Below are 23,580 nucleotides of genomic sequence, written 5' to 3'. Positions count from 1 at the left end.
GTAGGCTTTGAAGCTACTGCTGCAGAGCGAATGCCGGCACCGGAACGCCCTTCTCGCGAAAGTATCGCTCCAACTCATCAAGATCCGGGCCGGCCGGCGGGTTCTCCAGCGCCTGTACCCAATTCTCCTGAACCGGCAGAGCCAGTACCGCGGTGACCAGCAGGGTGGTTCCCGGGCCGATTTCGCCGCGCAGTTGCGGCAGCAGGGTCTTGGCGTGGATGAGGTTGGTGTTCGGGATCGGGCTCATCGCATGGCCGGTTCTCGGATGAAGCGAGAGGTCGACAATGGCGCTGACGTCTGTCTGGCCGTACCAGACGGCGCGGCCTTCTGCCTGTTCGGATCGGTCGGCGTTGAAATCGGCGCGTTCGATCGCAAAGCCACCCTCGATGGTGCTCAGCGCGCGCGGCGTGGCGATGTGGTGAATGCGGATATGCCAGGGATTGGCGGGAAGTAGCCAGGTTTCGATGTTGACGTCGTTCCAGGGACGCCAGCGCGAATAGAGCCGGTCGCCTGCGATCAGCGCCTCCTCCATAGTTTCGCGCATACGGAAATGGACGCCATCATCGGATAGGCCGAGCATGCCGTCGAAGCTCGCGGCCGAAAAATTCCGGTCGTCGGCTTCGATGTTGAAGGCGTAGCGGGTGGAATAGACGAATTTCGAATATTTCTCGTTTGCGCCGCGCATTTTGTCGTGCTGCTGGCCGGAAGAGAGCACGACCACATTTCCCGGCGTGTGCATGGCGACCATGCCGGCCGACTTCAACGCCACCGGCTTGGGGAAATCCGGCTGCTGCGCCTCTTCGGCGGTCCAGAACGGATGATCCTGGGGAAGGGCGAGCGGCAGGAAGAATTTCAGCGCCCAATAGGGCGAGCCAGGCGAATTGTAGCTCTCGCTCATCAGCAGGTTCGGATAGCCGTAGCCGATGGAGAGCACGCCGTCGCGATCGGCGATCGGCATCGCCGACCACCAGCGGATATGGCGCATATAATAGCCCTTGATCTCCGCCCAAGGCAGCGCTTCCACTCCGGCGAAGGCGAGCGCGCCCCAGAAGCCGCCGGCCGCGAAGCGGTAGGTCTGGCTGCGGCCGAAGGCGAGTGCTGCGCCATCAGGGCCGAACCAGTGGCGGATATCCCTGGCGAAGATCTCGGCGCGATTGCGGAACCGGTTCTTTCGCGCCTCGTCGCCGCGCACCAGTACCGTGTAGATCAGGCCATAGAAATGCATGGCAAAGGGGATGTAATGGTCGACCCGCCGCACCGGGCCGTCGCGATACCATCCTTCGCCGATGTCGAAAGCTTCCAGTTCATCGAGATAGGCGGCGGTTTTCGCCATGTCGAAAGCGACACCCACGCGCTGCAGCCCGAGGTCGATCAGGATGCGGAAGAATTTCCAGTTGTTGTCGATGAACTCCAGTTCGCGCGCGGCAAGAAGATAGGCGGCGACGGTTCTTTTCTCGCTATCGCTCAGCGGTTCCCAGATGTGTTCGGGCACCAGCGCCAGCGCAAAGCCGACGGCGGCGAGCTCGACCAGCCGCTGATTACGGTCGGCCAGATCGCCCCAATATTCGGTGTGCGCAGGATTGGTCCCATTCGCCAGTCCGCGTCGATAGAGGTTCCAATGCGGGAAGTGGCCGCCGCCCGCAGCGAGCGGAACGATGCCCCAGAGAGGGCGTGCAAATCCTTCGAGATCCGCCGCCGCCCGGTCGAAAATCGCGCCGGTAGCGCTAAGGCGCACACGGGCGCTGCCTTCGGAGAAATAGGGCAGCAGCGGCCTGAAGAGATCGATGACGGCCTTGGCCAGATCGTCGCGTGTCTTCAGCGGGTTGCCGGAAAGCGGATTGGCCTTGGTGGGATCGTAGATCATCGTCAGTCCGAATTTTTAAAACAGAACCGGCCGCAGGCGAAATGCTCACCTGCGGCCGCGATGTCGTATGGCGCTTACTTGATGGCCTTTACGCCTTCAGACATTTCTTTCAAGCCGTCGTCGACCGAGGTGTTATCGGTCATGATCGCGTCATGGGCGCGGTTCAGGACTACCTCAATTTTGGCGGCGTTCGGGTTGACCGCCATCTCCAGGTAGGTCTTCGACGGTATCAGCGCTTCCTTGCTGGCCGCGTCCTCAGGGAAACCAGGCGTCGCCGCGATCTTTGCACTGACGTCAGCGGTCTTGAGCGCCGGGAAGGTGCCTGTCGAGGCGATAACGGCCGCCCCTTCCGAGCCGGTGACGAACTTGATGAAGTCGAGCGCGGCTTCTTTGTGGGTGGAATTGGCGTTGACCGCCAGACCTGAGATCTGCGCAGCCGTCGTGCCGGCGGCCACGCCGTCCGGATGCGGGAACTTCACGATGCCCCAGTTCTTGCTCTTCGATTCACCGGATTTCACCTTGGTGATCTGGGTGCCGACGAACCAGGTTCCCATCGGCAGCATACCGATCGTGCCGTTGAAGAAGAGCGCCGAATAATGCGTGTTCGACGTCTTCAGGAAGGCGTAGGAGGGAATGGCGCCGTCCTTTTGCAGGGTGAGCGCTCGCTCGTACCACGGCTTCAGGAAAGCGTAATCGCCATCGACGAGCGTGTGTTTTCCGTCGAGGATGCCGGGCAACTGGACGGTGGAGCGCCAGGTATGCAGCAGCGCGCCATAGGTCTTGTTGGTGCCCATGCCGCCGGCAAGCTTCTCGGCCGTTGCATCGAACTGCGCCCAGGTCATGTCATTGGTGGGGTAGGGAACGCCGGCCTTATCGAAGATGTCCTTGTTGTAATAGACGATCCAGAAGTCCGATCGGAACGGAATGGAATAGATCTTGCCGTCTATCGTCAGTTCCTCGATCAGGCCGCCATAGGGCGCCGGATCGATCTTCTGATCCTTCATGAAGCCGCTGAGATCGGCGATGTTGCCGGCGCGCACCAGGTTGGTGTAGCCGGGCACGTCCTTGACGGTGACGATGTCGATGTCCTTCGAGCCGCCGGTCAACTGCGTCGAAATCATCTGCTGGTAGTCCTGCGAGCCGAGGTCCATCGGCTCGAACTTCACATTGGGGTGCTTGGCCTGATAGGCCTCGATCAGCGGCTTGTAATAGGCTGTCTTGTCCCAGTCCCACAAAGCCCATTTCAGCGTTACGGCGTCTTGTGCAAGTGCGGCGCCGGCCGTTGTTGCGGTCAAGGTGAAACCCGCTACTGCGAGTTTCACCGTCCTCCCGAATTTATCCAAATACATTTCTGTTCTCCTTCCCTGGATCGTCTCTGGATCGACTATTTTATGATGCGTTTGGTGCATGCGGTTTACGGTGCGGCTGCAGTGTCTCCGGCTGGTCCAGAACCATCACCGCCGCCCGATGGACGCCGAATGCGACGGCGAATATTCCGAGTGAAAAATTGAAGATCGCCGGCATGAACACGGAAACCGGATAGAAGAGGATATGCGCCAGCCACAGGGCAGCGTTGAAGGCCAGTGCCACGATCGCCGGAAGCGGACGGATGACGGAAGCGAGCGCGGCGAGACGAAGGAGCCGCAGAGCCGGCAGGTCGCGCATCACCATCAGCACGATGAGATGGCAGGCAGTGACCGCAAGGAAGGCGGTGGCGACAAGTGTCACGGCGAGCGGGGCGGCAAGAATCAAGTTGTCCCGCGCTCCGACGCCATAGGTGAGGATCACATAAATGCAGATCGCAAAGGCCGCGGCCAGCGCCAGACCCCAGGCGGTGGCGCGCCAGAAATAATGCAGGAAGGCTTCCGTGAAATCTCTGAGGAGATAGGTGTTGCGATCCTCCACCAAAGCCACCGAAACCCGCGCCATGGCGGCGAGTGCCGCCGGCAGCGTCACGACGAGGAGCGAGGCCAGGAGGAACAGGATGTTGAGCTTGACCATCTCCCACCATTCGCGGACGAGGGTCTCGATGAACAGGGCAAGGCCGGTCTTCGCAGGCGCATCCTTCGGAATGCCCGGCCCCTCCTTCGTCCACATGTCCCGCAGCCAGTGCATCGCCGTCTCCCGCTGGCGCCTCAGTAAAGAATCGAGCGTTCGGTTTCCTTGTCGAACAGCTGGGCATTGCTCATATCCACCACCAGCGTCGCCGCGTCGCCGATCGCAGGCCGGAAGCGCGGCGATACGCGAGCGATGAGATTGCGCCCGCCGGCGACCATGTTCAGATGCACTTCCGAGCCCATCGGTTCGGCCAATTCCACCACCGCCTTGAGCGGTGCCAGGTTCTCGGGCGGAATGTCGGCCGGCGGCAGTTCGTGGAAGTTCTCCGGACGGATACCGAGCACCAGCTCGCGGCCCTCGTAAGGGGCGATCCTGCCCTTGTCGAAATGATCGGGCAGCGGCAGTTCCCGTCCGTCGAAGACGGCGATGAAGCCGTCGCCCCGGCGCTGAATGGTCGAGGGCAGCATGTTCATCTGCGGCGCGCCGATGAAGCCGGCGACGAACATGTTGACGGGGCGGTCGTAGAGGTTCTGCGGCGTGTCGACTTGCTGGATGTGGCCGTCCTTCATGACGACGATCCGGTCGGCCATCGTCATGGCTTCCACCTGGTCGTGGGTGACGTAGATGAAGGTGGCGTTGAGGCGCTTGTGCAGCTTGGTGATTTCCGAGCGCATCGTGCCGCGCAGCTTGGCGTCGAGATTGGAAAGCGGCTCGTCGAGAAGGAAGACGGCAGGATTGCGCACCATGGCGCGGCCGAGTGCGACGCGCTGGCGCTGCCCGCCTGAAAGCGCTTTCGGCTTGCGGTTCAGGAGATGGGTGATGTCGAGGATCTTGGCGGCGTCCTGCACCTGCTTGTCGATGAAATCGCGCGACACTTTGCGCAGCTGCAGGCCGAAGGCCATGTTCTTGTAGACGGTCATATGCGGGTAGAGCGCATAATTCTGGAAGACCATGGCGATGTCGCGGTCCTTGGAAGGGACATCGTTCATGACGTCGCCGCCGATCCGGAGTTCGCCGCCGGAAATCTCCTCGAGACCGGCGATCATTCTGAGCGTCGTGGATTTGCCGCAGCCCGAGGGGCCGACCAGGATGATGAATTCCTTGTCGGCAATTTCCAGATCGATGTCGTGGACGACGGTGAGCGCGCCGTAGGATTTGTTCAGCTCTTTAAGCGAAATGCTGGCCATCGGGTTCTCCTGACCTCACCAATAGGAAGACCAGCGGCGCGAAAGACGCGTCAAAGCTTCCATGTAATAATAATCTCCCCAGGAGACGCACTCATCGACGCCTTCGCCACGGCAGGTGTTGAAGGGCGATTTCTTCGAATAGGTGGCGTGCAGCACCAAGCCGTTGGAGACTGCCGGGTCCTTGACCGCATAGTGATCGGCAAGGCTCTTCACCATGCGCTGCGCCAGCACACGGTAGCGTTCGGCGGCTTCGGCCTCGACGAGATCGGCCATCTCGAGCAGGCCGCAGGCGGTGATCGAAGCCGAGGAACTGTCGCGCGGCTCGCCGTCGCCGTCGGAAAAGACGAGATCCCAATAGGGCACCATGTCGGCCGGCAACCGGTTGAGATAGAAGGCGAGCAGCCGGTCGAAGGTCTGGCGATATTCCTCGATCCGCTCGTAGCGGTAGGAGATCGCCATGCCAGCGATACCCCAGGCCTGCCCGCGCGCCCAGGCGCTGTCGTCCCGGTAGCCCTGCTTGGTGGCGCCGCGCACCGGCGCGCCGGTGACCGGGTCCATGTAGAAGGTGTGATAGGTGGAATCGTCAGGACGCACCGAGTTGGCGAGCGTGGTGCGAGCATGGGTGAGCGCGATCTCACGGTATTTCGGATCGCCCGTCTCGCTGCTGGCCCAGTAGAGAAGCGGCAGGTTCAACAGGCAGTCGATGATGTAGCGGTATTCCTCCGGCCTGCCCTTGCGGCCCCAGGCCTGGATGAACTGGCCGATCGGCTGGAAGCGCTCGATCAGCTGGTCGGCGGCCAGGATCGCGGCCTTGCGGCCGTCCTCGTCCCCGACGAGCTTCCAGGCGGCGATGCAGGAGGGCGAATAGAGAAAGCCCATGTCGTGATGATCGGTCTCGATGCGGTTGACGATCCGATGCAGGAAGGACTGGACCTGGATCTGCGCGGCATGCCGGAACACAGGATCGCCGCTATGCTCGAAGGCGAGCCACAGCTCGCCCGGCCAGAAGCCGGCGGTCCATTGGTCATTGGCGACGGCGGGATAGAAGTTGTTGATGCCCGAATGGTTCTGCGCGGCGTAGGTGAATGTGGGAAGATTGCGCCGAACCTGCTCGACGGCAAGATCGAGCGCGGCATTCACTTGCTTATCGGTGATCGGCTGCGGGGCGACGGATGAAACGGCGTTCATGGATTTAACCCTTCAGTCCCGTCGAGGCGATGCCTTCGACGAAGAAGCGCTGGAGAGAGAGGAAGACGACAAGAACGGGAATGAGCGCGACGACGGAGGCCGCCATGATCAGCCCGTATTCTGCCGAATATTGCGAGATGAACATGCGCAGGCCGATCTGGACAGTCTTCAGCTCGGTCTTGGTGAGATAGATCATTGGTCCAAGGAAATCGTTCCAGGTGCTGACGAAGGTGAAGATCGTCAGCGTCGAGAGGGCGGGCTTCGACAGCGGCAGCATGATGCGTGCCCAGATCTGATATTCGTTCATGCCGTCGATACGGGCTGCCTCGCAGAGTTCGGTCGGGATCGACATGTAGAACTGCCGCATCAGGAAGACGCCGAAGGCGGTGAAGGCCTGCAGGCAGATCAGCGCCAGATGCGTGTTGTTGAGGCCGAACTCGCGCATCAGCAGGAACTGCGGCACCATATAGACCTGCCAGGGCATGGCGATGGTGGCGATATAGCCGAGGAACAGCGTGTTCTTGTAGGGGAAGTTCAGCTTGGCGAAGGCGTAGGCCGCAAAGCTTGAAGTCAGAAGCTGCAGCAGCGTGACGATGATCGTCAGCTTCGAGGTGTTGTAGATGAAGAGCGCAAGCGGGATCTTCGTCCAGATATCCACGTAGTTCTGCCATTGCGGCTGTGACGGTATCCACTCGATCGGGAAGGCGAAGACGTCGCGGCTGAGCTTCAGGGATGCCGAAAGCATCCAGGCGAAGGGCATCAGCATGACAATCGTCACCGTGACAATGATGGCATAGAGCAAGACCGTTTTGGCGGTCACCTTGCGTCCCGCGATCCTCATGCCTCGTCCTCCCGCTGGCGTCGGAACTGGAAGACCGTGACGGCGAGCACGAGGAAGAACAGAACGAGTGCCACCATGCTGGAATAGCCGAGATCCCAGGAAATGAAGGCCTCGTTATAGATGTGATAGACGAGAACCAGCGTCGAGGTGCCGGGGCCGCCCTGGGTGATCATGTAGATCTGGTCGAACACCTTGAAGGACTGGATCGTCAGCATGACGGTCACGAAGAAGGTCGTCGGCCCGAGCTGCGGCACGGTGACATGGATGAACTTCTGCCAGGAATTGGCGCCGTCGAGATCGGCTGCCTCATAGAGTTCGGCATTGATCCCCTGCAGCCCGGCCAGATAGATGACCATGTAATAGCCCATGTTCTTCCAGATGCCGAAGAGGATCACAGTGACCATCGCCCAATGACGGTCGGCCGCCCATCCCGGCATGTTTTTCGGATCGAGGCCGAGCGTATAGAGGATCATGTTCACCGGCCCCATCTCGGGGTTGAAGATCATGTTCCACACGACCGCGACGGCGACCAGCGAGGCGACGTAGGGAAAGAACATCGCGGTGCGGAAGAAATCGCGGCCTACGATCTTCTGGTTGAGGAGAACGGCGAGGCCGAGCGCGCAGAGCAATGTCGCCGGCACCGAGGCGAGCGTGTAGATGATCGTATTCCAGAAGGCTGCGATGAAAGCCTTGTCCTCGAAGAGCCGCCAGAAATTGTCGAGCCCCGCGAAGGTGATCGCGTTCGAGCCGTCCCAATGCATGAAAGCAAGCGCGAAAGCGAAGAGGATCGGTCCGAGCGTGAAGACGGCGAAGCCGAGGAAATTCGGCGCGATGAAAGAGTAAGCGACGAGCGCGCTGCGGATCTTGCGCTGCCGTTTGGACAGGACCGCCACCTTCCGGTCAGGAGTTGCCGGGGCGCCATCCGTTGCGATGATCGAATTCGATATGGACACCGATGCCTTCCTCCTGCGCGGATCTTCTGCGGCTGACGGCTTGTGGATTCCTCTGCCGGCCGCCGCCAATCTCCCCCGACCAACGGCATAACACATATCTCGCACTGGTCAAACAAGTTCTGAATAGATCATACAAATTTAATAGCTGACGCTGGAAACATATGATAGGTTAGCATGAAGGGCCACACGCTCGTGGCGGCATTTTCAGCGTAGTGAGGAACATGTTCAGCGAGATTTCAGGAGATCTGCCGGACAGCTTGGGCGACTTCACGCCCGGAGCGGTTTCTTCCGATCGCGAGAGATGGAGCGCGGTGCCGCAGGCGATGCGCGACGTGGTTATTCGCGATGCCGAAGCCACACTTGCGCGGGTCTGGCCTCTGATCACCGCTTCGGATTACCGCGAATACACGACGAGCGGCAATCGCTCGCGTTTTGAGGAGCTTTATTTCACCCGGCGGCGGATGCTCAATGATGTCGTGCTCGGCGAGCTCGTCGAAGGGGGCGGACGATTCCTGCCGAAGATCATTGACGGCATCTTCCTGGTCGTGGAGGAGAGCGGTTGGCAGCTGCCGGCGCACAATGCCTATGAACGTGGTGGCCCACGACTGCCGCTTCCCGATAATTCGCAGCCCGTTATCGACCTCTTCGCCGCCGAAACGGCAGCTCTGCTCGCAACGATCGTCGCCCTGCTGAGCGAGGCGCTCGACGGCGTCAGCCCTGAGATCACCAAACGGGTGGCGCGCGAGATCGAGGGTCGCATTCTCCTGCCCTATCTCGGTCGGCATTTCTGGTGGATGGGCCGTGGCAATGAGAGGATGAACAACTGGACAGCCTGGATTACCCAGAACGTCCTGCTGGCGACCTTCTCGCTGAACACCGATCAGGCGACGCGCCGGGCGGTTGTCGAGAAGGCGCTCGGTAGCCTCGACGCTTTCCTCAAGGACTATGCCGAGGATGGAGCCTGTGAGGAGGGCGTACTCTACTATCGTCACGCCGCCCTCTGCCTTCATGGCGCCTTGACGGTTCTGGACGCCGCGGCGCCGGGCCTTTTTGCCGGAGTCTGGCAGCAGCCGAAGGTCCGCAATATGGCCGAATATATCGCCAACATGCATGTGGCCGGCCGCTACTATTTCAACTTCGCGGATTCCTCCGCCGTCGTCGAGCCCTGCAGCGCACGGGAATATTTGTTCGGCAAAGCGGTTGCTTCGCAGATGCTGGCGGACTTCGCCGCAGCCGACAGGGCTGCCGTCGAACATCCGCATTTGCCCGAGGAATGGAACCTCTGGTATCGCGTGCAGGAACTGCTGGCCGGCCCGCAGATCCCGATCATCGAGCCGCGTGCGCTGTCGCGCCGGGACATTTTTTATCCCGGCATCGGCCTGTTTGTCGCTCGCGACGATCGGTTCTCGCTTGCGGTCAAGGGCGGCAACAATGGCGAGGGCCATAATCACAACGACGTCGGCAGCGTGACCCTCTACAAGGATGGGCGCCCATTCCTGATCGATGTCGGCGTCGAGACCTACACGGCGAAGACCTTTTCGCCGCGGCGCTACGAGATCTGGACAATGCAGTCGGCCTGTCACAACCTGCCGACATTCGACGGCGTCATGCAGTCCGCCGGTGAAGCTTTCGGCGCGCAGGACGTCGAAACGGAATTCGGTGAGAACCTGGCGCGCATATCTCTCGACATCGCTGGCGCCTATCCGGTGGAAGCGCAACTGCGCAGCTATCGGCGTGCCGTCTCCTTGGTCCGCGGACGCCATGTCGAGATCGTCGATAGCTATGACGGCGACAAAGCGGCGGTTCTGTCGCTGATGACATGCCTGCCGCCGACGATCACCCGGGACAGGATCGATCTTGCCGATCTCGGCAGTATTTTCGTCGACGGAGCCGGGCCGATCCAAATCGACGAGATCGAGGTGAATGATCTCAGGCTGAGATCGGCCTGGCCAGAGAAGCTCTATCGCCTGCGCATTCCGCTTGCCGGGAAGCTCCTGAAATTACGGATAAATTAGAGAGTTAGAGCCTGATGCTGTCAGAAATCTTCAGGCTCTGAGGAGGACGAACATGGAATTGACGCTGAAGATCGTGGATGCCGATGGCTCCGTATTGGCAAGCGCCACCGGGCAGGATGAGACGTTCCTGGTCTATCGTCAAAGCTATCGCGAGGGCGAGCAGGTGATTGTGGAAGTCTCCAGGCCCGGACATGTCTTTGTCGCGCTGGATAGTGCGATCCAGCCAAGCCTGGTCTATATGAGGCAATGTTCCTACGCGCTTGCGGTGCCTTTCGGCGACAAGCGCAAATCCTATTCCCCGAATGCGTTCAGTGGCGATATCCACCGGCTGTCCGTGCGCTGCGCGCGCCCCGAGGAGATCGCCCATCGGCGCAATCTTGCGCTCAACCCCTGGGACGATCACGCCAATCGGGCTCTATTTCCGCATGCGCGCGCCAACGTCGAAACCCGAGGCGAAGCGGTCTTTGCCGCCAGAAACGCCATCGATGGCGAAAAGGCCAATGACGATCATGGCTTCTGGCCCTATACGAGCTGGGGCATCAATCGCGATCCGCAAGCGGCGCTGACGGTGGAGTTCGGCAGACCGGTTCGCGTCGACGAAATTGTCTTCTACCTTCGCGCGGATTTCCCGCATGATTCCTGGTGGGAAGAGGTGAGCGTCACCTTCTCGAGCGGCAAGACCTCTCGTTTCCCGCTGGTCAAATCCGGTGCCGCCCAGGGCTTTTCCATCGAGCCCTGCGTCATCGAATGGATCGAGCTGCACGGCCTCATCAAGGCTGAGGACATCTCACCCTTTCCGGCGCTGACGCAGATCGAGATCTGGGGTACGGATGTAGCCGGCGCTGCAACCCCCGGCGTCGAAAATGAGGTCGGGGGCGCCCCCCTTCCTCTTACTCTATGAGACCACGGCCGGTTTCGTCCGGGCCGCGCTCGGCGGGCTGTCATGCAGGCGGTTCCAGGCGCGGCGCAGTTGCCGGGCCGAGCCGAAGCCGGCGCGCATTGCCACGGCCTCCATATCCAGCCTTGAGCCGGCGAGCATGTCGCGGGCGAGCGCCACGCGCATGCGGTTGACGAAATCCGTAACGCTCATGCCGGTGTGTTCGTTGAACAGCCGTGAGAGGTTTCGCGGGCTGGCGCCGCTGAGGCGCGCGAGCGAGGCGACCGACCAGTCGCGGGAAGGATCGGCGGCGACTGCATCCTGTACGCGATGGATGGCCGGGTGGATATGGTTGCGGCCTTCGAGCCAGGGCGAAAGCTGCGGATCCGAGCCGCCGCGCCTGAGATAGACGACGAGATATCGCGCCACCGCAAGCGCGCAGGCATGCCCCGCCGCTTCGGCAACGATGTGCAGCATGAGGTCGATGCCGGCGGTGATGCCGGCGCTCGTGAGGCGCTCCCCATCCTCGACGTAGAGTCGATTGTCCCGGATGCGCGCGGTGGGCGCGAGCCTTGACAGGTCCTCCATGCAGCCGTGATGGGTGGTGCATTCGCGGCCGTCAAGCATTCCGGCCTCGGCCGCGAGCAAGGCGCCCGAGCAGATCGAGGCCAGCCGAACCCCCGGGCGAATGGCCCGCTTCAGCCAGGTGACGATCGCGGCCTGGGCGGCGCGCTCCTCTTCGTCCCACGGACGGTTGTTCTCCATCGGCGCGTCGGCGCTGCCGGCGATGACGACAAGCGCCTGATCGGGCAAGCGCTCCGGCAAGGCGGCGACACCCGTCACGGCAAGGCCGATCGAGCTGCCGACCGTAGCCGACGGGCCGATATAGGTGGCGCTGAAGCGCACCGTCTTCTGTTCGAGGTTCGCCTTGCGCAGCACTTCGATCGGGCCGGCGACATCGAGCAGCAGTACGCGCGGCGGCACGACGACGTAGACGGGGATATCGCAGGGCTGCGCTGTATCAGTCATGCCGCGAGTTGCTTTCCGCTCCCCGCCAGCGCCTGTTCGACGGTTGCGATCCGGGCGAAACGGCCCGACAGGACCAGCTCCGTCCGGGCGCGGATTTCCTCGGCGCTCCATGCGCGTCCCGATGCGTCCGTCATCGGGAAGGTCAGGGTCGCTTCGCCGACATAGTCGACTTGATAGCCGAGATCGGAGGCGTGACGGGTCGTGGTCTCGCAGCACTGTTCGGTGCGGATGCCGGAGACGATGATGCGGCGAACGCCATTCCTGGTCAGCCACACGTCGAGGCCCGAACCGACGAGTGCACTATGGCGGTTCTTTCTGAAGATCGCTGCGGGAGCGATCCTGAGCGGGGCGAGCGTTCTGACGAAGCCCGAGCGTTCCGAAAACGGCCCGTTTCCGTCAACATGAAAGATCTGGATGACGGGTATTCCGCGGGCTTCTGTGCCGTCGATAAGAGCCTGCTGGCGTTCGATATAGGCGGGTGCGAGGCCTTCATCCCAATAATCGCGCTGCCGGAAGGACTCCTGGGCGTCTATGACGAGAAGAATGGTTTCGTGGCCGGACATTCTCTGCTCCGTGGTGGTTGATCATGAAGCCATATTCTGCCGCCTAAAGCCAAAGGAAAATGCCCGCACCGGACAAATAGCGGACAATTCGCGCCAATGATTGCCGAGGGCGGCGTCGCGCCGGGAGCGGCAGGCGAGATACAACGCCTTAGGCACGCTTCCGCCAGGCCCTCTGCCCGTGCTAAGGGGGACGGATGAGACTGCTTGTGGTGGAGGACAACAAGGATCTGGCGGCCTGGCTGGGCAAAGCCCTGCGGCAGGCGCAGTACACTATCGATATTGCCTATGATGGCGAGGACGCCGAGCATCTGCTCAAGGTGGCAGAATATTCGGCGATGATTCTCGACCTTTCGCTGCCCAAGCTTGACGGATTGACGCTTTTGAAGCGGCTGAGGCAGTCAGGAAACAAGTTGCCGGTCATCATCCTGACCGCGAATGCAAGTCTGGACGGCCGCGTGGCCGGACTCGACAGCGGTGCCGACGACTATCTCGCCAAGCCTTTCGAAATCGCCGAACTCGAGGCGAGAATCCGTGCCGTGGTGCGCCGCGGGCAGGACCGGGCATCCTCCGAGATCACCGTCGGGAACCTGCGTTTTTCCGGAGGCACGCGGCAATTTTTCGTGGCAGACGAACCGCTGCAATTGACGCCGCGGGAATATGCCGTTCTCGAACAGCTCGTTATGAAGCTCGGCACCACTGTCTCGAAAGCCGTCCTGTCCGAAAGCGTCTTCGGTTTCGACGACGAGGCCGATCCGAGCGCCATCGAAATTTACGTCCACAGGCTCCGCAAGAAGCTCGAAAACAGTTCGGTTCAGATCGCGACGCTACGCGGGCTCGGCTATCTCCTCAGACATGTCCAATAGCGTCGTGACAAAGGCGGGCGGAACGATCACGCGGCTCAGCCAGAGCCTGAGGGTGCAACTGCTCTGCTGGGTGCTGCTGACGCTCTTCGGCGCCATCGCCTTCAATCTTTACGACAGCTTCTGGTCGGCCGACGCGACGGCAAAGCTGGTGACAGACCGAACGCTTCTCGCATCCGCCCGGGTCATCGCCGAGGCGGTGCGCGTCGATGAGGGCGGCAATGTTCAGGTGGACGTTCCGCCGGCCGCACTCGAGATGTTCGATACGGGCTTTGGCGACCGTGTGTCCTACCAGGTCATCACCGCCTGGGGCAATCTGGTGAGCGGCTTTCCCGATCTGCCGCGGCCGACCGTCCAGCGCGTCGGCGAGGATCGCGCCTTCCATGGCGCCGACGTGCGCGTCTTGATGCTCGATCATCCGGTCGTCGGTCTTCCCAATGACGGCACGATCTCGGTGACCGTCGCCGTGACGCATAACAGCCAGTATGCGATGCGAAGGCAGTTGTGGCTTTCGGATTTTTCCAAGCAGTTCGTGCTCGTCTTTGTCGCAAGCCTGGTGACGATCCTTGGGCTTCAACGCGGCCTCGCGCCGACTCTGAGGCTGCGGGACGCCGTGCGCCGGCGTGGGCGCAACCGTCTTGATCCGCTGTCACCCGAGATGGTGCAGAGCGAATTGCGTCCGCTCGTCCATGCGCTGAACGATTACATGGAGCGCGTCCAGGACCAGATGGCCGCACAGCGGCGGTTCGTATCGAACGCGGCGCATCAGTTGAGGACGCCGCTTGCGCTGATTTCGACGCAGGCGAGCGTGGCCTCCCGCGAAGACGATGCCACCCGCCGCGACGAGGCGCTTGCTGCGCTGCGCACCAGCACCCGGCAGATTTCGCGTCTCGCCAGCCAGTTGCTGACCTTATCGCGGGCCGAGCCCGGCAGCCGCCGCCCGCGCAGCGACGCGACCGATCTCAGCAAGGCGGCCCGCGAGATCCTGGAGGCCTATGCCGAAGAGGCGCTCAAGCGCAACATCGACGTGGGCCTGGAGGCGGACCGGCCTGTTGTCGTCGAGGGCGACGGGACGATGCTGCGCGAGATGCTGGTCAACCTCATCGACAACGCGATCCGTTATAGCAAAGCCGATGGACGGGTGACGGTCGCCGTCGGGCAGGCGGACGGCCACGCCGTCGTCACCGTTGAGGATAACGGGCCGGGCATTCCCGAAGGGGAGCGCGAGCAGGTTTTCGAGCGGTTCTATCGGATCATGGGAACCGAAAGCGAAGGGAGCGGACTCGGGCTTGCGATTGTCCGCGAGGTCGTCGAAGGGGCTGGAGGTTCGGTTTCGCTCGGTGATGCTGAAGGCGGCGGTCTCGTCGTGATCGTTCGGCTTCCGCTTGCCTGAATCGTCATGCTTCGGCTTGCTCATTCTGTCCGGTTCCGACCGTGAGGCTGTCCGTAAAAGCGGGGAGAGGGGACGTGCCCTGCGAGGGGTGGATGAGCGGGGAACAGAGAGGGTGCGGCATGGTCCCTTCGCCGCGGGAGGTCCGGCAGCCAGATGAGGGGCAAGTGCCGGATGACGCGGGGGCACAAAACGATTTTTGCCATCAAACGAAAGGCCGGGCGTTACGCCCGGCCTTTTGCTTCGATCTGCCTTGGGAGGAAGCCGATTTATTACTGCGTATCGAGGTGCTGCTGCGGGCGCCATTTCGCCAGGCGGTTCTCGATCAGCGTCATGATGTATTCGGCAACAAGCGTGACGACCATGACGAGGAGGATGGCCGCGAACATGCCGGCCGCATCGAACGTGCCCTTCGCGATCGAGATCAGCTGGCCGATGCCGAAGCGGGCGCCGACGAATTCGCCGACGATCGCGCCGATGATCGCAAAGCCGAAGGAGACGTGCAGGCTGGCGAAAATCCAGCTCATTGCCGAGGGAATGACCACCGTCCGCGTCACCTGCCAGTCGGAAGCGCCGAGAATGCGGGCATTGGCGATCATGTTGCGGTCGGCTTCGCGCACACCCTGGAAGGCGTTGGCGAAGACGACGAAGAACACCATGATGAAGGCGAGCGCCACCTTGGACGGCAGGCCGAGACCCATGATCATGATGAAGATCGGGGCCAAGACGACGCGCGGGATCGAGTTGATCGCCTTGATGTAGACGGAGAAAATGTCGGAGAGGAAGCGGTTGCGGCCAAGCCCGATGCCGACGAAGACGCCGGTGATCGAACCTGCGAAGAAGCCTATCAGCGCCTCCTCCATCGTCACCCAGAGATTGTACCAGAGCGACCCTTCCGTGGTGCCTTCGGTCGCCCATTCGTAAAGCCGCTCAATGACGCCGCTCGGGCTCGAATAGAAGAACGGGTCGATCCAGTTCATGTTGGAGGAGAGCTCCCACATGCCGATCACGAAGACCAGGATGGCGATCTGCCAGAAGCGCACCAGCGTGTTGCGCCGGCGTATTGCCTTCAGCGCGGAGGCTTCGATCTCGGCATCTGATGTGCCCGGGCGAAACAGGGTGGCCGAACCGGCCTCGAATGTGATGTGGGCCATGATATCCTCCGTCAGGCCGCTTCGCTTGCGCGGCGGTAGCTGGTCTCGACCTCTTCGCGGAGATCCTCCCAGATCGTCTTGCAGTAGTCGATGAAGCTCTGCTCGTAGCGGATCTCCGACACGACGCGGGGGCGGGGAAGGTCGATCGGGTAGACCGATTTCACCGTGGCGGGGCCGGCGGTCAGAACATAGACCTTGTCGGCAAGTGCTACGGCCTCTTCGAGATCGTGGGTGACGAACACCACCGAGGCTTTGCGCTCGGCCCAGAGCTTCAGAAGTTCTTCGTGCATGACCGTGCGGGTCTGCACGTCGAGCGCCGAGAAGGGCTCGTCCATCAGCAGGATTTCAGGTTCGTTGATGAAGGTCTGCGCCAGCGAGACGCGCTTGCGCATGCCGCCGGAAAGCTGATGGGGATAATGGTGCAGAAATTTCGACAGGCCGACGCGCGCCAGCCAATCGCGGGCGCTCTGTTCCGCCTCGGCGCGGGACTTGCCGCGGAACAGCGGGCCGGCCATGACGTTTTCGATCACGTTCTTCCAGGGAAAGAGCGCGTCGGTCTGGAATGCAAAGCCGACCCGCGGGTCGATGCCGGTGATCGGCCCGCCCATCAGGCGGACTTCGCCGGCGCTCGGGCGTGCGAGGCCCGTCACGAGATTGAGCGTCGTCGACTTGCCGCAGCCGGTCGGGCCGACGACGGCGACGAATTCGCCGCGGGCGACCGTCATGTTGAAATCGCGCAGCGCAGTCAGCGACTTTCCGGTCGGCGAGACGAAACGTCGGCTGACGTTGATCAGCTCGATCGCGGGGATCTGTTTGGTGTCCTGTTGCATGGTGATACCTGAAGGCGTGCTTAAGGGCGCGCACGCAATGCCCATGATCGAACGGACGCCGCTTCCGCTCAGGAGCTGGAAGCGGCGCGACGGCCTCACTTGACGTTCTTGACGAACTCGGTCGTGTAGGTCTTGGAAAGGTCGATCTGTTTGCCCTTGACGTTCTTGGAGAACTCCGCGAGCACGGCAAGCACGGTCTTCGGGCCGTCCTCCGGCATCACGCCATCGGGCGTGAACATGCCCTTGCCCTCGTCGAGAGCCTTGACGTAGCCATCCTTGTCGCCGACGTAGAAGTCCTTCGGCATCTTGTCCGCGATCTCGGCGGCGGAATGCGTATTGATGTATTTCAGCGTCTTGACGAAGGCATTGGCGAGCTTCTGTGCCTCGTCCTTATGTTCCTCGACCCAGGAAGTTTCCATATAGAGCGAGGCGGCCGGATAGGTGCCGCCAAGCGCCTTGCGGGTCGCTTCGACCGTGCGCATGTCGACGAGAACGCTCGCTTCGCCCGTCTTGATCAGGCGCGAGATCGTCGGCTCCGTCGTCATGCCGGCCTGGATCTGATCCTGCTGCATCGCGGCAATGAACGTGCCGCCGGCGCCGACCGGAATGGTGACGACGTCGCCGGGCTTGAGGTCGGCCTTGGAGGCCATGAAGAGGGTGAGGAAGTTGGTGGAGGAGCCGAGACCGGTGACGCCGAGGCTCTTGCCCTTGAAATCGGCCGGCGACTTGATCTCGGGATGTTTGCTCGAAACCATCTCGACCTCGCCCGGCGCCTGGCTGAACTGGACGATGGATTCGACGAACTTGCCCTTGGCCTGCAGGTCCACACAGTGGTCATAGAAGCCGACGACGCCTTGGACGGCGCCTGCCAGCAGCTGGTTTTCGGCGTCGACGCCGGCAGCTTCATTCAGCAGTTCGACGTCGAGACCTTCGTCTTTGAAGTAACCGAGGGATTCGGCGAGCTTGGCGGGCAGATAGATCTGCTTCTCATAGCCGCCGACCATGATGGTGATCTTGTCGGCCGCGTGGGCGGCGCCTGACGTGAATGTGGCTGCGGCGAGAAGCGCGGAAAAAGCGACGGTGTGAAAAAGGCTGCGTGAAGAACGCATGGAAATCTCCTCCTGATGGTTTGCCTGCATCGTCGTCTCGTCACCTTGACCGTGTCTCCTCCACGATGCAGCCTTTTCCTAAGACGTCGAAGCTTTCAACTAGCTTTCAGCCGCAAACGATTAACCTGTCGCGTGAACCGGCGGGGAAATGATGCGCCGACGCCCGAGCCTGGTAGCGGCAGCTTACAACGGGCCGAGCTTTTTGCCGGCTTTGTCTCTTGCCAAGGCGTTCGGACGCTCGGGAGTGGATATCAGCTGGTAAAGCTTCGCAGATTCTTGAGCAGGTTGCGATATCTCGCCTGGCTGCCGACCAGATGCTCGCGCATGGCATGGCGGGCGGCCTGATCGTCCCGGTCGGAAATGGCGACGACGATCGCTTCATGTTCCCTGTGGATCAGCTTTCGGTAGGCGGTCTGCTCGGCCGTTCTGGTTTCCGGCACGAGTCTCGACTGCGGAATGATCGCCGCGCCCTGGGATTCCAGGAAGTGCTTGAACAGCGGATTGTTCGTCGCCTCGGCGATCGCGACATGGAGTTCGAGATCCGCCTCACGGATGGACCGATCGGTCTCGATGCATTGGAGAATTTTCCGGTGACATTCGAAGATCGCTTCCTCCTGCGCCGGTGAACGGCGGAGCGCGGCAAGTCCCGCCGCCTCGATTTCGACTGGGGTGCGGATTTCCAGCACTTCCAGATCGGAGGCGACGCGGGCCTTGTCGACTTTTCGCCCGGAGAGAGAGGGATCGGCGCCAAGCACGAAAATGCCCGCGCCCTGACGCACCTCGACCAGCCCGTCGGAGCGAAGGGCAGCCACCGCCTCGCGCACCACAGTCCGGCTGACGCTGTGCGTTTCCGTCAGTTCGTGCTCGCTCGGAAGCTTATCGCCGGCGGCGTACTGGCCGCTGAGGATCGCCTGCCGGAGGCTTTCGCCGACCTGTGCGACCAGCGACCCCGAGCCCCTGCTGCGATCCTTCCCTTGCATAGCCACGCCTCGACCCCCGCATCGGCTTCGATCCGGACGCCGTTCGAACCAGCGGCACTCCGAAATTATGATTCATCACACATGTATGACAAATCTTGCGGTCTTTCAATGGATGAAGGATCGACGCTTTTCCTTTGGCTGCTTCACCGGCCGATGAAAAACCCGACATTATGCTTCACAACTCTCGATGCTGCGTCACCTTTCTGGGAAGTCTCAGTCGGGCTTCATGACGTATAGGCGCTGGGTTAATCAAGATTAATCGGTATGATTATGATTGATTGATGTTGAGGAGTTTTCGATGGAGACCAAAGTTCTCACGGCTCATGTTCCATTGCCGCTTGCGCAGAAGGTCGATCAGCTTGCATCGCGCCTTGAGCGTTCGCGCGGCTGGATCGTCAAGCAAGCCCTGACTGCATGGATCGACCAGGAAGAGGAGCGTCGGCGTTTGACGCTTGAGGCGTTAGCCGATGTGGAAAGCGGCAATGTTGTCGATCACCAGTCTGTTCAAGCCTGGGCCGATAGTCTTGACGGTGACGAGCCGATTTCGTTGCCCCGGTGATGGAAATCAAGTGGACGAGCAAAGCGGTCTCCGACATCGCCCGCTTATACGACTTTCTCTCCCCGGTCGACCGGCGGGCTGCGGTCCGAACCGTGCAGGCGCTGGCGGCAGCCCCCGCTCGTCTAATTGAGCAGCCACGTCTCGGCGAGCGGCTCGAAGAGTTCGATCCTCGGGAGGTCCGCCGCATTCTCGTTGGCCGTTATGAGATGCGTTATGAAATCCAGCAGTCGACAATCTATGGATTGCGGCTTTGGCATACGCGCGAGGATCGGTCGTAATCCTTATAGCCGCCTTGTCGACTCTCCACGCACGAATCTCGGCGTCAGGATGAAATCCTGCGGCGGCTCGGCGGCGGCCTCGGGGCTTGCGATCCTGGCCAGCAGGCGCTGGGCGGCCAATTCACCGAGCTTCTGCGCATCCTGCACGACCATGGTGATGCGCGGTGTGATGACGTTGCTCCAGGGCACGTCATCGACCATTGCCAGCGAGACGTCGTCGGGACAGCGGAAGCCCATTTCCTGCATCACCTGCAGGGTTGCCAGCCCCATCATGTTGTTGGCGCCGATGATGGCGGTCGGGCGGTCGCGGCGGGTGAGCAGGCGCATCGCCTGTGTGTGGCCGCCGCTCCTGGTATAGCCGCCCTCGACCACCAGTGACGGATCGACGTCGGCGCCGGCGCCTGCCATCGTGTCCATAAAACCTTTCAGGCGCTCGTCGGCAGTGTGCAGGCCGCTCGGGCCGGAGATGAAGGCGATGCGCCGATGGCCGAGTTGCAGCAGGTGTTCTGTCAAGATGGTCGTCGTCAGCGGATTGTCCGAGCCGACGAAATCGCGCGCGGCGCCATCCACCTTCTGGTCGAACATGACGATCGGCGTCTTGAACTCGCGCAGGAAGGTTGCGTATTCCTCGCCGCGTCCGTTGGCCGCCAGAGCAATGCCTGCGATCTTCTGCGCCTGCAGCCGCTCCAGCAGCGCCCGTTCGAGATCGGCCCTGCCAGAGGAGTCGGCGATCAGCACGAAATAGCCGTGGTCGAGCGCCTGGTGCTCGATCTCGCGGCGGATGTCGCCGAAGAACATGTTGCCGAGATTGGCGGACACGAAACCGATCAGCGAGCTGCGCCCGCGCGCCAGCGTCTGGGCCACCGGATCGATGCGGTAGCCGGTCGACTGTATCGCCTGCCGGATGCGGTCGAGCGTCTCGGCGCCGACCCGTTTCGGGCTGTTGAGCGCGAGCGAGACGGTCGAGATCGAAACTCCCGCAAGGCGCGCGACATCGCGTATGGTGGTCATATCTGTCGAACCGGTTCTAAAGCTTTCTTCTGTCAGATTTTGTTTGCTGTTGCAACATATCGCGCTTGATTGCTCAATTATGGTGCGTTTACCTCACGGTTATGCAATTCACGAATTTCGGCTTGACAGGTGCCGGGTCAAGGACGATGTTCAATCGCCGAACCGGTTCGACATGAAGTGGAACCGAAAAACAGGGAGGAGAAACCTGTGACGAATTCGGAGCGCCAGCCGGAAAATTCGGTGCCGGGAGCGGGTAAGCACGCCTGGTTCAGTCATGATCGTCTTGGCATGTTCATCCATTGGGGCCTGTATGCGCTCGGAGCGCGGCATGAGTGGTTGAAAAACCGCGAAGAGCTGAGCGACGACCATTACCAGCGTTATTTCGACAATTTCGATCCCGATCTTTACGATCCGAAGGACTGGGCGCGCCGCGCGCGTCTGGCCGGCATGAAATATGTCGTGGTGACGACCAAGCATCACGAAGGCTTCTGCCTCTGGGACAGCAAGGTCACCGACTACAAGGCGCCGAACACGCCCTGCGGCAGAGACCTGCTGACGCCGCTGGTCGAAGCGTTCCGCGCCGAGGGGCTGAAGATCGGCTTCTACTATTCGCTGCTCGACTGGCACCATCCCGATTTCCCGATCGACGTCCACCATCCCTTGCGCAATCATCCGCAAGCCGAGGCGCTGAACGCCGGTCGCAACATCGCCAATTATGCCGCCTATATGCGCGAGCAGGTGCGCGAGCTTCTGACCGGCTTCGGCCGCATCGACATCATCTGGTTCGATTTCAGCTATCCCGGTCGCGAGTATCGCGGCCTGCCAGGCAAGGGCCGCGCCGATTGGGAAAGCGAGCGGCTGCTCGAACTTGTTCGCCAGCTGCAGCCCGAAATCATCGTCAACAACCGCCTCGACCTGCCGCCGGGCAAGCTGCCCGACGTGACGACGCCGGAGCAGTATACGCCGCGGGTGGCGCCCGCCATCGCCAGTCAGGGTGTGCTTTGGGAAGCCTGCCACACCTTCAGCGGCTCATGGGGCTATCACCGCGACGAGGACAGCTGGAAGAGCCCGGAGCAGATCATCCAGCTGCTGATCGATTCCGTCGCGCTCGGCGGTAACCTCCTGATGAATGTCGGCCCCACCGGCCGCGGCACCTTCGACGCCCGCGCCATCGCCGCGCTCGATGTCTACCGGAACTGGACGGAGGTCAATGGGCGCTCGATCTATGGCGCCGGTCCGTCCGAATTTCCCGTGCCGGCCGGCTGCCGCTACACCCAACGTGGCAACCGTCTCTATCTGCATGTCTACAACTGGCCTTACCGCCACATCCATATCGAGGGCCTCGCCGACAGGATCGCCTATGCGCAGTTCCTGCACGATGCCAGCGAAGTGCGCTGGCTCAGCCACACCAGGGATGTGGATTCCAATATCGGCGTGATGGTGCCGGAGGGCATGATCACGCTCGAACTGCCGGTCCGGCGACCTGACGTTACCGTGCCGGTGATCGAGATCGTCCTCAAGGCGTGAACTCGGTCGCACTCGCGTGTTCATTGCGTCATGGAGGGAGGAGAAACCCATGAAGGTTCTGAAGAAAACGCTTTTGCTTGCCGCAATCGGCGGCAGCCTCTTTGCCACATCCGCCTCGGCCGAGCAGGTCAATCTGACCTGGCAGATGTGGACCGGTTCCGATGCCGATACCAAGGGCTGGCAGCACCTGGCCGACATGGTGAGCGCCAAATACCCCGATATCAAGGTGACGCTGACGACGACCGGCTGGGTCGATTACTGGACCCGCCTGCCGGTGCTGGCGGCGTCGGGCCAGCTCGCCGACATCGTGTCGATGCAGTCGCTGCGCATGCCGAATTTCTATTCGCTGCTCGAGCCGCTGAATGACCGGATCGCGGCCGACAAGTTCGACATTGGGGCCTTCACGCCCTCGATCATCGGCGGCATGTCCGTCGACAAGCAACTCTACGGCCTGCCCTATGACGTCGGTCCCTGGGTTATCTACTATAACCAGGACGCGCTTCAAGCCGCCGGTATTCCCTTACCGGAGCCGGGCTGGACGCTCGCCGAGTTTACCGATGCCGCCAAGAAGCTGACGAAGGACGGAAAGTACGGCTTCGGCATCACCCCGCAGAACTATTCGGTCCTGGCCTTGGCCTGGGGCGACAAATATGTCAACGATTCCGGCGATCTCGATCTTACCAATCCGAGCGCCATTGCCGCTGCCGAGAGGGTGATCGGCTTTGCCGCCAAGGACAAGGTCGCGCCGCTGGTGCCGTCGAGCGCCGATGCCGGCACGGTCATCCAGGGCCGCTTCTATTCAGGCAATGTCGCCATGTATGTCGACGGTCCATGGTCGATCATCGGCATGAAGGACAAGGTCAAGTTCAAAGTTGGTTCCGCCACCCTGCCGCGCGCAGAGGGAGAGCTTACCGCCGTTACGGCGGGCTCCGGTTTCGGCATTGCCACGACGAGCAAGAACAAGGACGCGGCCTGGAAGGCGATCCAGGTGCTGACCAGCCCTGAGGCGCTGCAGTACCTCGCCGAACAAGGCCGGGCGCTGCCGGCGCGTACGGCCTCGCAATCCTCCTGGTACAAGGTGGCGGCCAAGGACATCACGAATGGCGGCGAGGCGCTGGATTATTCGCTGGCGCATTCCGTGCCCTATGTCATCACCAACAACTGGGCGGCGGTGGAAAATCTCTTCAACCAGTATTTCCCGCCCGCCTTCGGCGGCAGCGCCGACGCCAAGCAGACGATGGAGTCCATCCAGAGCCTCGCGCAGCAATAGAGTTTGCCGTGCTAGAGCGCGGCGGCATGAGCTGCCG

The 23,580-nt window shown here is 61.7% G+C and carries 22 protein-coding genes; 8 read left to right on the top strand and 14 right to left on the bottom strand.

Annotated elements, in window-relative coordinates:
- Positions 1-13: 13 nt before the first annotated feature.
- The 7 genes from B5E41_RS15480 to B5E41_RS15450 form a co-directional block, all read right to left on the bottom strand.
- Positions 14-1,864 carry a DUF2264 domain-containing protein gene (locus B5E41_RS15480; protein ID WP_088394959.1) on the bottom strand — a complete coding sequence of 617 codons (1,851 nt, stop codon included), beginning with the start codon at positions 1,862-1,864 and terminating at the stop codon, positions 14-16.
- 74 nt (positions 1,865-1,938) lie between these two features.
- The gene (locus tag B5E41_RS15475) at positions 1,939-3,213 is read right to left on the bottom strand and encodes an ABC transporter substrate-binding protein (RefSeq protein ID WP_088394957.1); all 1,275 of its coding nucleotides are present in this window, start codon (positions 3,211-3,213) and stop codon (positions 1,939-1,941) included.
- Between the two features lie 40 nt (positions 3,214-3,253).
- Positions 3,254-3,979, bottom strand: a complete 726-nt coding sequence (locus B5E41_RS15470; protein WP_088394955.1) for a DUF624 domain-containing protein — start codon at positions 3,977-3,979, stop codon at positions 3,254-3,256.
- 20 nt (positions 3,980-3,999) lie between these two features.
- Positions 4,000-5,109 (bottom strand): ABC transporter ATP-binding protein, encoded by a 1,110-nt coding sequence (locus B5E41_RS15465; protein ID WP_088394953.1) that lies wholly within the window; start codon positions 5,107-5,109, stop codon positions 4,000-4,002.
- A 15-nt stretch (positions 5,110-5,124) separates the two neighbouring features.
- Complete coding sequence (locus tag B5E41_RS15460) at positions 5,125-6,297, bottom strand: glycoside hydrolase family 88 protein (RefSeq protein ID WP_088394951.1); 1,173 nt, start codon at positions 6,295-6,297, stop codon at positions 5,125-5,127.
- Positions 6,298-6,301: 4 nt separating this feature from the next.
- Entirely contained in the window at positions 6,302-7,138 is an 837-nt protein-coding gene (locus B5E41_RS15455) for a carbohydrate ABC transporter permease (protein WP_088394949.1), read from the bottom strand.
- A complete protein-coding gene (locus tag B5E41_RS15450) occupies positions 7,135-8,091 on the bottom strand; it encodes a carbohydrate ABC transporter permease (RefSeq protein ID WP_020919613.1) in 957 nt (318 codons plus the stop codon). The genes B5E41_RS15455 and B5E41_RS15450 overlap by 4 nt, the downstream gene beginning before the upstream one ends.
- A 221-nt stretch (positions 8,092-8,312) precedes the next feature.
- On the opposite strand from B5E41_RS15450, the gene B5E41_RS15445 reads away from it, so the two are divergent.
- Entirely contained in the window at positions 8,313-10,106 is a 1,794-nt protein-coding gene (locus tag B5E41_RS15445; RefSeq protein ID WP_088394947.1) for a heparinase II/III domain-containing protein, read from the top strand.
- 52 nt (positions 10,107-10,158) lie between these two features.
- Entirely contained in the window at positions 10,159-11,007 is an 849-nt protein-coding gene (locus B5E41_RS15440) for a carbohydrate-binding protein (protein WP_088394945.1), read from the top strand.
- Here B5E41_RS15440 and B5E41_RS15435 read toward each other — a convergent pair.
- Together B5E41_RS15435 and B5E41_RS15430 are read right to left on the bottom strand one after the other, a co-directional pair.
- A complete protein-coding gene (locus B5E41_RS15435) occupies positions 11,002-12,012 on the bottom strand; it encodes a GlxA family transcriptional regulator (protein ID WP_088394943.1) in 1,011 nt (336 codons plus the stop codon). The genes B5E41_RS15440 and B5E41_RS15435 overlap by 6 nt on opposite strands.
- Entirely contained in the window at positions 12,009-12,575 is a 567-nt protein-coding gene (locus tag B5E41_RS15430) for an isochorismatase family protein (protein WP_088394941.1), read from the bottom strand. The genes B5E41_RS15435 and B5E41_RS15430 overlap by 4 nt, the downstream gene beginning before the upstream one ends.
- A 194-nt stretch (positions 12,576-12,769) precedes the next feature.
- Here B5E41_RS15430 and B5E41_RS15425 point away from each other — a divergent pair, with 194 nt between their 5' ends.
- Together B5E41_RS15425 and B5E41_RS15420 are read left to right on the top strand one after the other, a co-directional pair.
- Positions 12,770-13,438, top strand: a complete 669-nt coding sequence (locus tag B5E41_RS15425; RefSeq protein ID WP_088394939.1) for a response regulator — start codon at positions 12,770-12,772, stop codon at positions 13,436-13,438.
- Positions 13,428-14,828: a sensor histidine kinase gene (locus tag B5E41_RS15420; RefSeq protein WP_088394937.1), complete on the top strand. Its 1,401-nt coding sequence runs from the start codon at positions 13,428-13,430 to the stop codon at positions 14,826-14,828. Before B5E41_RS15425 ends, B5E41_RS15420 begins: the two co-directional genes overlap by 11 nt.
- Positions 14,829-15,097: 269 nt before the next feature.
- Here B5E41_RS15420 and B5E41_RS15415 read toward each other — a convergent pair whose 3' ends face one another.
- The 4 genes from B5E41_RS15415 to B5E41_RS15400 all read right to left on the bottom strand — a co-directional run bounded on the left by B5E41_RS15415 (position 15,098) and on the right by B5E41_RS15400 (position 18,898).
- A complete protein-coding gene (locus B5E41_RS15415) occupies positions 15,098-15,979 on the bottom strand; it encodes an ABC transporter permease (RefSeq protein ID WP_088394935.1) in 882 nt (293 codons plus the stop codon).
- An 11-nt stretch (positions 15,980-15,990) separates the two neighbouring features.
- Positions 15,991-16,854, bottom strand: coding sequence for an ABC transporter ATP-binding protein (locus B5E41_RS15410; RefSeq protein ID WP_012490007.1), 864 nt, complete (start codon positions 16,852-16,854; stop codon positions 15,991-15,993).
- Positions 16,855-16,904: 50 nt separating this feature from the next.
- The gene (locus B5E41_RS15405) at positions 16,905-17,918 is read right to left on the bottom strand and encodes an ABC transporter substrate-binding protein (protein ID WP_088395112.1); all 1,014 of its coding nucleotides are present in this window, start codon (positions 17,916-17,918) and stop codon (positions 16,905-16,907) included.
- A 251-nt stretch (positions 17,919-18,169) separates the two neighbouring features.
- Positions 18,170-18,898, bottom strand: a complete 729-nt coding sequence (locus B5E41_RS15400; protein ID WP_088394933.1) for a FadR/GntR family transcriptional regulator — start codon at positions 18,896-18,898, stop codon at positions 18,170-18,172.
- 298 nt (positions 18,899-19,196) lie between these two features.
- Here B5E41_RS15400 and B5E41_RS15395 point away from each other — a divergent pair, with 298 nt between their 5' ends.
- Both B5E41_RS15395 and B5E41_RS15390 read left to right on the top strand, forming a co-directional pair.
- Positions 19,197-19,457, top strand: coding sequence for a CopG family ribbon-helix-helix protein (locus tag B5E41_RS15395; protein ID WP_088394931.1), 261 nt, complete (start codon positions 19,197-19,199; stop codon positions 19,455-19,457).
- A complete protein-coding gene (locus B5E41_RS15390) occupies positions 19,457-19,735 on the top strand; it encodes a type II toxin-antitoxin system RelE/ParE family toxin (protein ID WP_088394929.1) in 279 nt (92 codons plus the stop codon). Before B5E41_RS15395 ends, B5E41_RS15390 begins: the two co-directional genes overlap by 1 nt.
- Before the next feature lie 3 nt (positions 19,736-19,738).
- On the opposite strand, the gene B5E41_RS15385 is transcribed toward B5E41_RS15390, so the two are convergent.
- Positions 19,739-20,746 carry a LacI family DNA-binding transcriptional regulator gene (locus tag B5E41_RS15385; protein ID WP_088394927.1) on the bottom strand — a complete coding sequence of 336 codons (1,008 nt, stop codon included), beginning with the start codon at positions 20,744-20,746 and terminating at the stop codon, positions 19,739-19,741.
- A 207-nt stretch (positions 20,747-20,953) separates the two neighbouring features.
- Between B5E41_RS15385 and B5E41_RS15380 the strand changes: the two genes are divergently transcribed.
- Together B5E41_RS15380 and B5E41_RS15375 are read left to right on the top strand one after the other, a co-directional pair.
- Positions 20,954-22,273 carry an alpha-L-fucosidase gene (locus B5E41_RS15380; protein ID WP_088394925.1) on the top strand — a complete coding sequence of 440 codons (1,320 nt, stop codon included), beginning with the start codon at positions 20,954-20,956 and terminating at the stop codon, positions 22,271-22,273.
- 49 nt (positions 22,274-22,322) lie between these two features.
- On the top strand, positions 22,323-23,543 hold the full coding sequence (locus B5E41_RS15375) for an ABC transporter substrate-binding protein (RefSeq protein WP_088394923.1): 1,221 nt from the start codon (positions 22,323-22,325) through the stop codon (positions 23,541-23,543).
- Positions 23,544-23,580: the final 37 nt, after the last annotated feature.

Source organism: Rhizobium esperanzae, from assembly GCF_002204185.1.
Lineage (GTDB): Bacteria > Pseudomonadota > Alphaproteobacteria > Rhizobiales > Rhizobiaceae > Rhizobium > Rhizobium esperanzae.
Note: the sequence above shows the minus strand (reverse complement) of the source record. Positions and strands in the feature narration are given on the sequence as shown.